The organism is Chryseobacterium sp. 22458, from assembly GCF_052044975.1.
GTDB lineage: Bacteria > Bacteroidota > Bacteroidia > Flavobacteriales > Weeksellaceae > Chryseobacterium.
The window spans coordinates 641698-657481 of sequence record NZ_JBQEOA010000001.1 but is presented as its reverse complement, the minus strand read 5'-3'; the positions used below and the strand labels follow the sequence as shown (position 1 = coordinate 657481).

The following is a 15784-nucleotide window of genomic DNA, read 5'->3' as shown; positions in this document are numbered from 1 at the left end:
AATTAGAATTATGGCAAGAATTTCTCCTTCATTAGAACAAATAGACCAGTTGAAAGTAAAACCTACTTCAGGAGAAAGACATCTTTTACATTTTCTAAGTTCTGTCCTTGATGATACCTATGAAGTATTTTTTCAACCATATCTGAATGGTGACAATCCAGATATTATAATAGTTCGCGAAAATTCTGGTGTTATGATTGTTGAAGTTAAAGACTGGGACTTGAGCAGTTATCAACTTACTGAAAAAAATCACTGGCAACTAAAAAACGTAATCAACAACGTTACACTAAATAGGCAAATCATTAAATCACCACTTCAACAAGTATTTGAATATAAAGAAAATCTTTACAATTTACATATTGATACATTGCTGGAGAAACGTATTAAAAACCCAAAATTTTTATCTGTTGTAACATGTTGTGTTTATTTTCATAAAGCCTCAAAAATTGAAATAGATACTTTCTTCACTAATACAAATAATGACAATATAAAATTTCATAAATTTTTATCTTATTTTGATCTTTTGGGTTTTGACAGTTTGACAAAGACTAATTTTGATTCCATACTTTCTAACAGAAGGCTCAACAAAAAATCATATCTATTTGACAATGATCTTTACAAAAGTTTCAAAAGATATCTTAAACCACCAGAGCATACAATCGAGCAAGGAAAAGAAATAATTTATACTGAGGAACAAAAGAGAATTATTGAAAGTAAGAAAGCACATCAACAAAAAATTAAAGGTGTCGCCGGTAGTGGAAAAACTTTCGCCTTAGCTAAAAGAGCCGTAAACGCTCATTTAAGACATAAAGGTGAAATTTTAATACTTACTTTTAATATTTCATTACGTAACTATATTCATGATAAAATAAGTGATATTAGAGAAAATTTTGAATGGAGAAATTTTACAATATTACATTACCATCAGTTTTTGAAAGCTCATAATAATAATGTTAATTTTCTTCAGACTGGAGAGGAACATACAAGCAATCTGGAGAAAAAGATGTTTCAAACAATAATTATTGATGAGATTCAGGACTACCATAAAGACTGGATTAGAAACCTTAAAATATTTTTAGCACCAGAAGGCGAATTTGTTGTCTTTGGTGATGAAAAACAGAATATTTATCAAAGAGACTTAGATGAAAAGAAACCTTACACCAGCATTCCAGGACAATGGAATATTTTAAAAACTTCTTTTCGTGTGAGCACAGATATCGCCAACTTAGCAACTACATTTCAACGTTCATTCTTCTCAGAAAAATATGATTATGATGAAATAATTGTTCAAAAAAGCTTATTTGATCAGTCTATGATAAAATATCATTATTTTGAAACGGGTGATATTTCTGCGATTATGGAAGTTTATTCAACAGTTATTTCAGAAACAGACAGTCATGACAATGATATTTGTTTTCAATCAGCTAAAGTTGAAATTTTACGTATGATTGATAAGGAGATTAGACAAAAATTTAGAAAAAAAACTAATACAATGTTTGAAACTAGTGAAGTCTATGAAAAACTTAGAAATGACTTTACCCACGAGGGCAAGATTGATGAAGCTAAGCTAAAAAAAGAAATAGAAATTGTCCGACGTCACAAAAAATTTAATTTCTGGATGAACTCTGGAACAACAAAGCTGTCTACAATTCATAGTTTTAAAGGATGGGAAATTACTACGTTAATTTTAATTATTGAAAACGAAAATTTAGACCAACAAAAATTTACTACTGATGAACTTATATATACTGCAATTACACGTTGCAGGCAAAATTTAATTATAATTAATACTGGCAATAAACGATATGATCAATTTTTTAAAGAAGTTATTAGTTAATTACTTGATTAAGGGATTTTTTTCTATTTTTAAACAATGGAAAACAGAGATTTACTCATCATAAAATATCTATCAGAAGGCTATAAGGTCACAGAAATCAGCGAGCAACTAAGCGCCCACCACTCCATCACAATCAGTGAAAGTTTAATCGAAAAAAGATTAAGTGCTCTCCGGAAGCAGTACCAGGCAAAAACGCTTTTTCACTTAGGCGTTTTACTCACTAAGGAAAAAATTATTTAAAAAGAGTAGCCAATACAAAACCAATAATTAACGAAATAATCACTGCAATAATAATCTTGGAATAATCCCCTTTGCTTTGCTGAACTTCTGTAGTCAATTTGGAATTTTCTTTCTGCAGAGATTCCATTCCTGCTTTTAAAGATGCGGTCTTTTCATTAATAACAGATTGCAAATTCTTTTCGTAAAGTGCGGATATTTCTTTTTTATAATTATCCATCTCCAGCTGTCTTTGTTTTTGCTGTTCAGCGAAGTTTTTTTGTGTATCAAGAAGTTGCTTAGAAGAAAGTTCCTGTAGTTTCTGAAATTCTTCCGTCTTTTTAGCAAGTTGCTCAGACAATGTTTTCACTTGCTCAGTAAATTGCTTGCTGACATCTTTTTTAACCTCATCAATAAGCAACGCTCTCGAATTGGACTTTTCATGTAGAAGCTTCTCTACAATAGCGTGTAGACCTGCACCATAATCGTGAGGCAAATGAAAACGCTTATCTGCAAGTTTATCTAAAAGGGTCTCATCCACTGTATGTCCAATAGCCGTTACCGACACTGCCGGTAAATTGATAAAGAGTTTTGATAATGTAATATCATTAAAGGTTTCCATGCTTTGGCGATCCCCTCCTCCTCTGACTAACGCAATAATATCATACTCAGATTTAGAGACTTCCTTCAGTTTTTCTGCAATGGATGTCGAAGAAGTAATGCTGCAGGTATATTCAGAAATCTGAAAATATTTCTGCGAAACATCAAGTCCTTCCGCAAAGTCTCTTTGAACAATCGCATTATTCCCATAAATATTCGCAATTCTGATAGGCTCTTCTTTTAGGATTTTATTTCTGATGACCGTTTCCAGATCCGTTGATCCTTTTTCTAGTTTTTCCTGTATAAGTTCGTACCGTTGTAACTCTTCTTCCGAGATTGCTTTTTCCTCTTGTTGTATAATTTCATCTACCACAAACCTTAACTCAACAGAAGAGTTCTTTATACTTTTTTCAATATATCCACGTAAAGTATACACCTCATTATTGACAATCTTTGTTCTAAATAATGCTGAAACTCTAACTCCTATTGAAATATTATCCGATTCAGAAAATAAATTATCGTAATAATAATTACCGTAGGCCTTTCCTCCACCATATGCATATCTACCTTTTAGGTAAATAAGATTAATTGTTGCGTTAATTTTTAATGCGTTGCTAAATAATCCCAAAACAGAGGATGGTGAATATATTTGATATGTTGTTTCCTCAGACTGCATAATAATGAAAATACTGAAATTTATTTTACAAAGTTATTATATTAAGTAAAAAAAGCACAAAAAGAAAAGTTATGATTAATAAAAGAATATGTAACGACAGTTATCAATAATGAAATCCATAAACAGCAATAGTCAGATATTTTATTATATTTGAAAGTCTAGACAAAAATCAAAAAAAATACTATCCAAGAAAGAATTACAATGCAATTTAAATATAAAGCTTATAAAAATCTATTAGCGGAGTTAGGCAGAATGGATTATGTTGTGGAATTATCTGAAATTGCAATTAAAGATTTTCTAAAAAATTTAAATAATGCTGGAAGTCCCGAACAATTTTTGGAACAGAAATGTAAGGAGCATAATATTTGGGTTTCGTTGGACTCAAGTAACACTAGCTACAACCAATCTATTTTAGGTTACATATCCGGAGTATATCACTTATTTGAAGCATTTCTTTATGAGATGAAAGAGGAATATAAGTTACTTACAGATGGTGAATCGATCAACTTCAATACGGAGACTACAAAGCTAAATCAGATTATAAACTATTTTAAATCTAAAGGTAGATTTAATAATGTAGACTATATACCATCTTATTTAATAGATATTTTTGAGTATTATCACGGATTAAGAATTTATTTTTCACACAAAAAGACGGTTTCAATAAACGAAATTAAAAATAGATGGGAAAAAGCAAATGTACATTCTAATGAAGAACTTTATGCCAAATACCGTATTAACAATAGTCCGAAAGAACTTAATGAAGTAGATTTTGAAGATTACTTTTTATTCACTCAAATTTGCAAAGAATTAGCATTTAGGATAAGTTCACTCTGTTATCCTGATCCTGATAAACTTGCAATCTCTTTAAAAAGATTCAAAAAATATGAAAGTGAATCCGAAATAATTAAACGACTTGAAATATATCTTCTAAATGAATATGCATTCGTAAAGGAAGATGATTATGATAAGTCATTTTTAAAGTCTATCTTTACTCATCTTTAAAGGTATTAGGTCTGTTGGTTAAGGCGCTTAAAGCCATTTTTGGAAATATAATTTCAAAAATGATTTTAAGAGACGCAGGTTCGATTCCTGCAATACCTACATTTTTGATATGATCTACGATCAACACCTAAATTCCTCATTTGTAAGGATTCTTAGTTTTCTTATTAATTGATTCTCTAAACGGATAATTTTCTTTGAGCTTTTTGTCCATTACGGGATCGAAAGTCCACGTTTCATCAAGGAAATACCATCCTGTGTCTATCTTCTCTAAATTGTCTGGATTCCTGTAAACTACCACTCCTAAAGCTTTTTGAGATCTGCAGTCTTGCTTTATTGCATATGTATAATTTTTTAATGCAGTAATTGCATGTTAAAAATTTATAGAGTGTATAGGAATAAATACAAAAGCACAATCTGTTCTCTCTGAATACATTTTATAAGGGGTTATAAATTCAAATTTTTCACATTTCTCCATAGCAACAGAAATTCGTTTTTTGAATTCAATCAATTCAGATCTGTGTAATTTTGTGATAGCTTTAATAATGGGATAATAATGGGTATCAACCGATGAAGTTGAACTAATAACAGCTTGTTTAAAGTTTTCAATTAATCCTGATATATCAAAATCCTCTTCTTTTTTATATTTCTGTACATTATCAATATACTTTGCATTAAAATGATCTATATTAAGAGTTTCAAAAAAATGACCTAAGAGGTATTGTTCAGGTACACGATGAATAGCGAGTTTATGAAATTCCAAAAAATCTTCCCTAAAATTCAGGTATTCAAATATTTCGGTAGGAGTAATTAGATATTTACAAATATAAAAATAGTCTTCTATATGAAAAAGATGAATATTTCCTGCGTCTGAACTTTCATAAAATTTTTGATACCGTAGTGTTTCTGGAAAATCATCATTAGCAGAATAAATAATAATCTTTTTTATATCCTTGACTTCATTAGCGGCTTTAACATTCATTTTATGACCTCTCTCATTTTCAATGATTATAGAATCATGGACATCAAAATAATGCAATGTATTTTTTATCTGTTTCACTGCTTTATTTATGACTTTATTTTTAAACCAATTTTCATAATTAGAAGAAGTCTGGTTCATTTCTTTAATCTGAAAAATAAAGCAGTATTCATCTAACCAAACCACATTATCAGCAAGTTCCTGTTCAGAATTGTCATTACTTTTAAAGTCATTGTTACTGAATGTAAATTCTTTAAAAAAGACATTTTGATTAATTAAAGATAATTGACTTTCTGATTTTGTTTTTTCTGTTCCGCTCATTGTATCACATTGTAATTACTATGCTAATAAATTTTCTAAGGTTTGATAAGATATATAATCATTTTCCTTAACAACATAAAAAATTTTAGATGGATTATTGAATGTTCCTTCATATTGTCTCAATAATTCTCTGTTCTTTAAGAATTCATCAAATGGATTTTTAATCTGTATAAATACTGATATTTCGTAATCAAGTACATCAATATATTTATCTAGTTTTAATAAATCTTCTATCAAACTTTTAGGTTCTCTATTCAGTGCCTGTACTGTTTTTATTTCACAAGCTAAAACTTGTTGGTCAGTATTATTTTGTTGTTCATGTAAAATAAGATCTGGATAAACAATACCTAAATTTTGCCTATAGATAGATCTGTCTTTCCTAATCTCACCATTAATGATTAAGTTATCATATTCATAATGATCAGCAACAATTCTCCATTGATGATAAAGTTCATAGGCAAATACTCGTTCAATCATCTGCTCTTTTGCGCCATATGGCCAAAGTAAATATTTAGGACCTACCCTGATAAGTGCCAGCAAAAAATCGTTAAAATGTATATTTTCACACCATTCTCTATTATTTTCAATAGTGGCTATTTGGTCATTAGTTATTGTGAGCATAAAATTAAAGTATTTAATGGCGTAATACCATTGATGAAAATATTATTAGATTATTTTTGATAGTTACTAAAATACAAAAAAGGACTTGAGCTACCTCATCTTTTCCCTCGGCAACCCAATCTCATGTTCCTGTGGATAAGGTTTTCTAAAGGTCATACTAACGTCTTCCCTAAGATTCCTTTGTGTTTCCTGAGATTTTTCCTGATCCATTGAATATCTGGGATCGGGAATGAAGGGCATTTTTGCCATTTTATGAATGGTAATCGTAGGAAAATGAAAATCAACTTCCACAGTTCCCAACAGCAGATAACATCCTCCACCCTGAAAAGGATATTGTTTAAGAGAATCCGGAAAATGAGCGGTATCAAAATACTCCCCTTCTGCGTCAATCCAGGTCCCAAAAAACATTTCATCTCTTTTATTTCCTTCCCGTTTATTTTTGATAGGAACATGTTTTCTCGAAATCAAATAAGCCAGCATTTTCACCTGCTTCTTATGGTATTGTATCAGATTTTTAGCCATGACTGATCCACGGTATTTTGTCTGCAGAAGATTAAAAGGAGAAAAGGACACCGGAAAACCCAGAATTTCTATTTCATCAAAAGCATCTTCAAACTTATTTCTTTCAATCTTAGGAAGGTGATAACTTTTTTGCGGTTCCTCCAATAAGGTAGGCTGCCGGTAAACCTCTTTATTATTCCCTAATAAAAATCTTGCTTCAATAAGCAGCTCATGTTTTTGTTTTCCTGTAAACCGGAATGCACCGATAAAAATCAGGATCTGTAATGTTTCGATGCCTATAGGAATTCTCTTGATAAAGTTCTCTAAGGATCGATATTCCCCATTCTTTTTTCTTTCTTCGGGAATCAACTGAGCCAGTCTTCCTTCCAGTTTTTCGATATGCATCAGTCCCAGATAGACATCAGTCCCATATACTGTGGTCTGCCATTCACTGAGATTAACACAGGGGTTATTAATGGTAGCTCCCGACATCTTAGCTTCATGCACGTATACTTCAGTTCTGTAAAAGCCACCGCCGTTATTGATGGCGCACACCATGAACTCGATAGGATAATAGACTTTAAGGAATAGGCTCTGGTAGCTTTCAACAGCATAAGATGCGGAATGTGCTTTACAAAAGGAGTATCCGGCAAAAGATTCTATCTGGCGGTAGACTTCTTTAGACAGCTGTTCAGGATGCCCTTTTGCTCTGCAGGATTCAAAAAAATGATCTTTCACTTTCTGAAGTGCAGCCAGAGAACGTCCCTTACCGCTCATTGCCCTTCGAAGAACATCACCATCGGAGGCTGGCAGTCCTCCGAAGTGTAAGGCAATTTTAATCACATCTTCCTGGTATACCATAATGCCGTAGGTTTCACCCAGTTCCTTTTCGAAAACCTCATGAAAGTATTCAAACTGAGTAGGATTATTATGTCTAAAAATATACTCTTTCATCATTCCGCTTTGCGCTACACCCGGGCGAATAATCGATGAAGCAGCCACGAGCACTTTATAATTATCGCACTTCAGTCTTCTCAATAATCCCCGCATGGCAGGCGATTCGATATAAAAACATCCGATAGTTTTTCCGATACTCAGAAATTCATTACATTTTACTTCATCTTTAGAAAATGTTGTATTTTCTATATCTATAGTAATTCCTCTTTTTTCTTCAATCAGTTGTACGGTATCATTAATAGTTCCCAACCCCCGTTGAGAGAGGATATCAAATTTTTCCAGTCCGATATCTTCAGCAGTATGCATATCGAACTGCACAATTGGAAATCCTTTAGGAGGCATCTCCAGTGCAGAATAATTGGTAATAGGTTCTTCAGATATCAAGATTCCACATGAGTGCATACTTCTCTGATTGGGAAATTTCTCTAACAATTTCCCATATTTATGAACCAGCCTGAATACTGAATTATCATCATGCTGATTCATGGGTTTTGTCGCCAGGGCATCCAGTTCTTCTTTCGGAAGTCCGAATGCTTTTCCTACTTCCCGGAAAATAGAACGGTATTTAAACTCAACATTGGTTCCGCAAAAAGCGACATGATCTTTTCCATACTTTTTAAAAATATATTCCAGAATAATATCCCTTCTCTGCCAGCTCCAGTCAATATCAAAGTCAGGGGGAGTCTTGCGGTTAAGATTCAGAAATCGCTCAAAATACAAGTCAAGTTCCAACGGACAGATAGCGGTAATACCGATACAGTAACTAACAATAGAGTTGGCCCCACTCCCCCTTCCTACATGCATAAATCCCATTTTATTACTGTATTGAATAATATCCCAGGTTATTAAAAAGTACGCACAGAAATTCAACTGGTCAATGACTGCCAATTCCTTTTCCAGTCTTTGTTTAGCTTCTGTATGATTTATTGAGTACTTTTTTTCCAAACCTTCATAGGCTAATTTTCTCAGCAGCTTAATGTCATTTTCTTTTGAATCCGTATAATACTTCTTGTTTTTAGGAGTCGAAAAATCAAAATCAAAACTGCAGGAACCGATTACCATTTTAGTATTTTCGATAATCTGAGGATAATGAATATATTTCTGCAACAGTTCTTTTTTATCAACAAAAGTTTCTGTAGCCTTACATACATCTGATTCATTAAGCTTTGATAACAATGTATTGTTGTCAATGGCCCGCAATATCCTGTGCAGGTTATATTCCTGTTTTGTTTTAAATGTTACGGGATGAAGAATAACCATTTTAGGAATCAGCTTTTTCAGTTCAGGTTTTATCAGCAGATTAAGTTCCTCATATCGAATACCGATGAATTCATTATCAGATAATTTTTCCGGCAGATTATGCAGAGGATAAATGATGATATTGTCAGGCAGATCAGGATTGATCTTTGGAATCTGTACATGATCACAATTGTAATCCGTTAGAAGTTTATTGACTTCTCCGATCCCTTTCGGATTTTTGGCGAGGCAGATATAGTATAATTCGTCATCTACTCTGACTTCCATTCCTACAATAGGCTTGATCCCCTTTTCCTTACAGAGTTTGTAGAAATCATAGATGCCGGTAACGGTATTGATATCCGTTAATGCTAAACATCTTACATTATGCTCAGCAGCCTGCTGAACAAGATCCTGAATAGGAATGGTTCCATAGCGTAAGCTGTGAAAAGAATGACAATTGAGAAACATAACCTAAAATTTTTAACGTATTAAACCTGAAGCCCTGCATACACTGGTTGTACCAAACCTATTTTTAATCTTGTCCATTGCCTGATACAATGAGATCTGTTCCTCAGTATCTTCAAAAAGATTCATTTGGTGGCATCCATGAACCAGGTTGGTAAATTTTACACCCACCATTCTGATCCTGATTCTTCTGGTATAGAGTTTATTGAACAGTTCAAGTACATATTTCAGTAAGGTATGATCAGCTGAGGTATGCGGAATTCTACATTGCTTTGTTTCCGTATCAAAGTTGGAATAGCGGATTTTTACTACCACTGTGGAAGTAAGCCATTTCTCTTCTCTCAACTGGTAACATAGCTTTTCCACCATTCCTGAAAGAATGCTTCTCACAGCAAACACATCAATGGTATCCTGTGAAAAGGTATCTTCCGTAGAAATGGATTTTCTTTCAGAATACTGCATGACGGGCGTTTCATCAATCCCATTGGCTTTTTTCCAGAGCACTGTTCCGTTTTTGCCAATCAGTTGCTGCAATACGTCAGCCGGGGTCTGGGAAAGCGTTTCAATGGTACGGACTCCTAATCTTGACAGTAACTGGAATGTCTCATTGCCTACCATTGGAATCTTCTTAATAGATAAAGGATTCAGAAAAGGCTGAACATCTTTCTCTTTAACCTCCAGTTTTCCGACAGGTTTAGATTCGCCAGTTCCTATTTTAGCCACGGTCTTATTGGTAGAGAGCGCAAAACTGATGGGAAGCCCTGTGTTGTCTGTTACTGCCTGTGCCACTTCCTGAGTCCATTTATAGCAGCCAAAAAACTTATCCATTCCTGAGAGATCAAGATAGAACTCATCAATACTTGCTTTTTCCATTACCGGAACTTTATCTCTGATTACTTCGGTGACAAGCTGAGACATGTTAAGATACATATCCATATCACCTTTGATCACCATTGCTTCAGGGCATAAGCGTAAAGCCATCTTGATAGGCATAGCCGATCGTACGCCAAAGAATCGTGTTTCGTATGAGCAGGATGCAACAACCCCACGGTCACCACCTCCAATGATGATCGGTCTTCCCACCAATTCTGAATTCTTTTTCCGTTCGCAAGAGACGAAAAAAGTATCCAGATCCATATGTACTATCGAACGATTCACGTGACAAAATTAGATACTATTTGTCTCAAAATTTATATATTTGCTGGTATAAATTATACCAATGTCAATTTTTTCAGAAAACATCAGGTTTCTGAGAGATCAGAAAAAAATCTCTCAGGCAAAGATTTCAGCTGACCTTACCATTACCCGTGAACGGTATGCGAAGTACGAAGATGGTCGCTCTGAACCACCGATTGAAATCTTATTAAGGATTTCAAAATATCATAAGGTCAGTATTGATTTACTGGTCAGTATTGATATTCGTAAGTTTCCTTTAGATGATATTGTTAGACTTCCGGGTAATAAAATTATTTTACCTGTTGTAGTAGATTCAAATGGCGATAATTTTATTGAGATTGTTCCTCAAAAAGCTTCTATGGGTTATCTGAACGGATACAGCGACCCTGAGTATATGGAAAACCTTCAGAAGATGCAGCTTCCGTTTCTGAAAAACGGCAAGTTCAGAGCCTTTCTTGCAGATGGAGATTCTATGCCTCCTTTTGCAGATCAGTCCATTATTATTGGGGAATATGTTGAAAGACCTGAAGATCTCAAAGCCAAAAAAGAATATATTTTTGTTACGACTGAGGGAATCACCTATAAAACTTTTGTTAAGCGGAATTCAAGAACAATTACGGTGGCTGCGGATAATATGTTTTATGAGCCTTATGATATTCTTCTTAAAGATATTGTGGAAATATGGAGGTATGTCAGAGGAATTTTACCTCAGGACTACAAACCACATTATCTGCCTGATGAGGAGAGTCTGAAAAATCTGGTCAATGATGCCAAACGCAGTATCAGTAATCTAGAAAACAGACTGCTTAGTATAAAAACAAAATAAAACTTCCCCGAAGGGAAGTAAAAAACACAAATGATGAAAAAAAATCCCAATGAATCGGGATTTTGTAAAAGTAAAAATTTATTAAAAATTGACAATGAGCCAGCTCAGTTTATTTAATGCCGAAGAATTTTATGAGTTTCCAAAAGATCTTTTGGAATACAAGGAGCATTTTTTAAGTGCGGAAGAGGCGGATACACTTAAAGCATTACTATTAGAAAATACTCCATGGGAACAGCGTACTCAAAAGATGTATGACAAAATGGTTCTGACCCCGAGATTAACAGCATGGTACGGTGATGATAAGAAATCTTATCAACCAGCAGACAGTAACTCATCAAAGACTAATTCATGGACCCCGGAACTACTTTCTTTAAAAGAAAGAATTGAAAATGAGTTCGGATACAGATTTAATGGTGTATTGTTGAACCTTTACAGAGATAACAATGATTCGGTTGCATGGCATAGGGACAAAGAAAGCAGATATGGGAAACGACCGGTTATTGCTTCAATAAGTCTCGGACAAACCAGGAATTTCGATTTCAGAAAGAAAGACCATCATCAGAGTAAATACAGTCTGCCGCTTCCCCATGGTTCTTTGCTTATTATGAAAGGTGATTTACAGGAAAACTGGGAGCATCGAATTGCTAAATCAGTCACTCCTATGAAAGAGCGCATCAATCTTACTTTCAGATTAATTAACAATATCTGATTCAACCTTTTACAGCCAAAGGCTTCCACTTCATTCCAACCTATTTTCTTAACGAGTTTGGTCCGCTAACTTCGATGTTAAATTAAATATTTAGCATCATGGAAGACATTCAAAACACTCAACCGGATCCTTCTTTAATCAATATTCTATTGGTTTTCAATCCCAAAACCAATAAGATTGAAGCTGTGAAAACAGTAGATGAAAAAGGAGATCTGAAAACAGTACCCAACACCAAGAAGAATCAGAATCAATTTCTCAAGATTGATAAACAGGGTGATCTATTCTCTAACTTTTTCTCCAATTTTTTGAGTCAACTTAAAAATCCGACTCTGTTCAACTTTTTTAAATCGCCACTCAAAGAATCAGAGAAGATCGGAAAACAGATCCAGCATCACCTTACCCACCCCAGTACTGAGGGTGAAGAATTTCTGAAGACCTACAAAATATTAACCCCAAATACCAATACGATGAGTACAAACCCTTTATCAGAAAAAGAGTATCAGTATTCTGCTGATCAAATCGACTGGAATATGATGTCAAAATTCGGCTTAACTCAAGAAAAATTAGAAAAAGCAAATGCTTTAGATCCTATGTTAAAAGGATTTAAAACCAACGGTCTTGTTCCTGTTACCATCAATCTCGGAACAGCCCTTACCAGAATGGATGCCCGGCTTTCACTGAATACCAATGATGCCGGAGATGTGGTCATCAATATTCATGGAATCAGAAAGGAACCCAATTTCAATTTTAAGTTTCTGGGTCATGAGTTTACTGCAGAAGACAAAAAAAATTTAATGGAAAACGGGAATATGGGGCGTGTTGTGGAACTTATTAATCCAAAGACTGATGAAATTATTCCTTCCGTTATCAGCAGAGACCGTCTGACAAATGAACTGGTTGCTTATAAAGTTGAAAATATCAAAATTCCCGATGAGATTAAAGGTATCAAATTAAATGAAGAGCAAAAGCAAACTTTAATAGAAGGCAGGGCATTATATCTGGAAGGCATGATTTCTTCCAAAGGAGAGCCCTTTAATGCACATGTTCAGTTTAATGCTGATAAAAAATATGTGGAATTTTTATTCGATCATAAAGAGCGTCAACAACAATCTCATTCAGAAATTCCAAAAACATTCAGAGGCAAAGCCTTAAGTGATGAACAGTATGAGAAATTTAAAGGTGGGCAAACCATCTATCTGGATGGACTGCTGGATAAAAAAGGACAGCCCTATCAGGGTTATATCACCCTTAATCAAGAGACAGGAAAAGTAGATTTTTCGTTTCAGAATCCAACTAAAGCGAGAGAACAGGCAAAACCTATGGAGGGACACAAAACACAAACGGCAGTTAATTCAGAAGGTAAAACCAATGAAGCCACTAAGAATTTAAAAGAACCGTTACAGAAAGAGCAACAAACCCCTAAAGATAAAATTCAGCAGGCAAAACAGGATAAGCCACAGTCTCGTGCAAGAAAACGCAGCTTCTGATGTAACATAGTAACGACCGGTATGAAAGTAGTATTAGCAGAAAAACCCAGTGTCGCCAGAGAAATAGCGATAGTCTTGGGAGCGACTGAAAAGAACGACGGATATTTAACAGGTAATGGCTATGCCGTTACTTGGTCTTTTGGCCATTTACTGGCATTGGCGATGCCTGAAGATTACGGTATTTCAAGTTTTAGTAAGGAGGCATTGCCTATTTTACCCGAACCATTCAGATTAACCATCAGAAAAGTAAAAAAGGGCAAGCAGTTTTTAGTGGACCCGGGAGCATCCAAACAACTGAAAATCATTGAAAAGTTATTCGATGCAGGTGACCGTATTATTGTCGCTACAGATGCAGGAAGAGAAGGAGAGCTTATCTTTCGGTATATCTATGAATATCTGAATTGTAAAAAACCGTTTGAAAGACTATGGATCAGTTCCTTAACACAAAAAGCCATTAAAAATGGTTTTCAAAATTTAAAACCCGGAGATCAGTTTGATGGTTTATTTCATGCAGGTCAATGCAGAAGCAGGGCCGACTGGTTATTAGGGATTAATACCACTCAGGCATTGACTATAGCTGCAGGTAGCGGATTATATTCCTTAGGCAGGGTTCAGACTCCGACATTAGGTTTAATCTGCAAACGTTATCATGAACACAAAAATTTCATCAGTCAGAAATACTGGCAGATTGGGTTGCGGCATCAAAAAGATTATACAGAATTTAAAAGTCTCGGTAAACTAAAAATCACAGAAAGAAAACAAGCTGAAGATATTGTAAAAGCATTGGAAAGAAACCCGACAACAGCAACCATTACTTCCATTGATGTAAAAACGGTAAAAGAGCAACCCCCTCTCCTTTTTGATTTGACAGGTCTGCAAAAAGAAGCAAACAAGAGGTTAAATTTCAGTGCAGAGGAGACGCTGAATATTGCTCAGAGTCTCTATGAGAATAAATTTATTACCTATCCCCGAACGGGAAGTCAATACATCCCGGAAGATCTATGGCAGGAAATACCTGATCTCATCAGAATTCTTCAGGAAAAGGAGCCATATAAAAATGCAGCAGGCTCACTTCCTTGGGGAAACTTCAGCAAAAGAATTGTCAATGATGTGAAAGTTACCGATCATCATGGACTGCTCACTACTGAAAAAATTCCTTCAGCACTTACGGCAAAAGAGAATGCTATTTATGAACTGATCGCTTTTCGATTACTGGAGGTTGTTTCACAGCCTTGTATCAAAGAAATTACAGATCTTGGTTTACAGGTGCTTCATTTTGATTTTGCAGTCCAGGGATGTAAAATCCTGCAAAGAGGTTGGCGTAATATAGCCGGTATTTCTTCAGATGATTTTGAGACGGTTGAGGAGTTGCCTGAGGTCAGGGAAGGTGCAGAACTTAAAATTAAAGAAATTACGATCTTTGAAAAGAAAACCCAGTCTCCAAGCCTTTATACTGAAGGAAGCCTATTGTCTGCAATGGAAAATGCAGGGAAAAATATTGAAGAAACAGAACAACGGAAGATATTAAAAAATATAGGCATTGGCACACCTGCAACAAGAGCATCTATTATTGAGACGCTAATTCATCGGGGTTATATTAAAAGAGATAAAAAATCAATCATCCCAACTGACAAAGGTCTATATGTTCATGATCTCGTAAAAGATAAAAAAATAGCTGATATTTCTTTAACTGCAGAATGGGAACTGGAAATGCAGCGTATAGAAAATAATGAATCAAAGGCAGCTGAATTTCAAAAGCAAATCGAAAGCTATACAAAATCTGTTACTGATGAATTACTGCAGATCCGCATTGAACGGCCTGATGTTCCCAATATTATATGTCCAAAATGTAAAACGCAGTATTTGGTTATTCATGATCATATTGTAAAGTGCCGTGATATTCGTTGCAGTTGGTTGCAGTTTAGAAATATCTGCGGTATCCAAATCTCAGTATATGATATCGAAAGCCTTATTAACACAGGTCGAACTTCATTAATAAAGGGAATGAAAAGTAAGTCAGGAAAAACTTTTAACGCTTATATTACACTGAATGAAAAGGCTGAAAGCTCATTTGAATTTGAAAGAAGCTGATAGATTAATTTCCTTTTAAGCGAAGCAAACTATATTTACAATACAACTCATAGATGAGGTGAATCGGTAAAAAAAATTATT

Annotated in this window: 12 protein-coding genes and 1 pseudogene; 8 read left to right on the top strand and 5 right to left on the bottom strand. The window is 34.5% G+C overall.

All coding sequences use genetic code 11. The features are described 5' to 3' along the window. The first annotated feature begins 10 nt into the window (after nt 1-10). Together ACTJJF_RS02835 and ACTJJF_RS02830 are read left to right on the top strand one after the other, a co-directional pair. Nucleotides 11-1837 carry an NERD domain-containing protein gene (locus ACTJJF_RS02835; protein ID WP_440698617.1) on the top strand — a complete coding sequence of 609 codons (1827 nt, stop codon included), beginning with the start codon at nt 11-13 and terminating at the stop codon, nt 1835-1837. 36 nt (nt 1838-1873) lie between these two features. Then, entirely contained in the window at nt 1874-2077 is a 204-nt protein-coding gene (locus ACTJJF_RS02830) for a hypothetical protein (RefSeq protein WP_440698616.1), read from the top strand. Here ACTJJF_RS02830 and ACTJJF_RS02825 read toward each other — a convergent pair. Continuing rightward, nucleotides 2070-3329, bottom strand: a complete 1260-nt coding sequence (locus ACTJJF_RS02825) for an exodeoxyribonuclease VII large subunit (protein WP_440698615.1) — start codon at nt 3327-3329, stop codon at nt 2070-2072. The two genes, ACTJJF_RS02830 and ACTJJF_RS02825, sit on opposite strands and share 8 nt — an antisense overlap. A gap of 201 nt (nt 3330-3530) precedes the next feature. Between ACTJJF_RS02825 and ACTJJF_RS02820 the strand changes: the two genes are divergently transcribed. Further along, a complete protein-coding gene (locus ACTJJF_RS02820; protein WP_440698614.1) occupies nt 3531-4334 on the top strand; it encodes a hypothetical protein in 804 nt (267 codons plus the stop codon). Further along, nucleotides 4335-4433: pseudogene (locus ACTJJF_RS02815) on the top strand. 271 nt (nt 4434-4704) lie between these two features. On the opposite strand, the gene ACTJJF_RS02810 reads toward ACTJJF_RS02815, so the two are convergent. The 4 genes from ACTJJF_RS02810 to dinB form a co-directional block, all read right to left on the bottom strand. Continuing rightward, nucleotides 4705-5631 (bottom strand): hypothetical protein, encoded by a 927-nt coding sequence (locus ACTJJF_RS02810; RefSeq protein WP_440698613.1) that lies wholly within the window; start codon nt 5629-5631, stop codon nt 4705-4707. A gap of 18 nt (nt 5632-5649) precedes the next feature. Then, nucleotides 5650-6252 carry a hypothetical protein gene (locus ACTJJF_RS02805; RefSeq protein WP_440698612.1) on the bottom strand — a complete coding sequence of 201 codons (603 nt, stop codon included), beginning with the start codon at nt 6250-6252 and terminating at the stop codon, nt 5650-5652. Nucleotides 6253-6342: 90 nt separating this feature from the next. Next, nucleotides 6343-9417: a DNA polymerase III subunit alpha gene (locus ACTJJF_RS02800; protein ID WP_440698611.1), complete on the bottom strand. Its 3075-nt coding sequence runs from the start codon at nt 9415-9417 to the stop codon at nt 6343-6345. A 12-nt stretch (nt 9418-9429) separates the two neighbouring features. Then, on the bottom strand, nt 9430-10572 hold the full coding sequence (dinB, locus tag ACTJJF_RS02795; protein ID WP_253317857.1) for a DNA polymerase IV: 1143 nt from the start codon (nt 10570-10572) through the stop codon (nt 9430-9432). A 61-nt stretch (nt 10573-10633) separates the two neighbouring features. On the opposite strand from dinB, the gene ACTJJF_RS02790 reads away from it, so the two are divergent. From ACTJJF_RS02790 to ACTJJF_RS02775, 4 genes are all read left to right on the top strand, one after another. Beyond that, on the top strand, nt 10634-11416 hold the full coding sequence (locus ACTJJF_RS02790; RefSeq protein WP_440698610.1) for an XRE family transcriptional regulator: 783 nt from the start codon (nt 10634-10636) through the stop codon (nt 11414-11416). 94 nt (nt 11417-11510) lie between these two features. Next, nucleotides 11511-12125: an alpha-ketoglutarate-dependent dioxygenase AlkB family protein gene (locus ACTJJF_RS02785; protein WP_440698609.1), complete on the top strand. Its 615-nt coding sequence runs from the start codon at nt 11511-11513 to the stop codon at nt 12123-12125. Between the two features lie 98 nt (nt 12126-12223). Continuing rightward, a complete protein-coding gene (locus ACTJJF_RS02780) occupies nt 12224-13612 on the top strand; it encodes a DUF3945 domain-containing protein (protein ID WP_440698608.1) in 1389 nt (462 codons plus the stop codon). 21 nt (nt 13613-13633) lie between these two features. After that, complete coding sequence (locus tag ACTJJF_RS02775; RefSeq protein WP_440698607.1) at nt 13634-15703, top strand: DNA topoisomerase 3; 2070 nt, start codon at nt 13634-13636, stop codon at nt 15701-15703. Nucleotides 15704-15784: the final 81 nt, after the last annotated feature.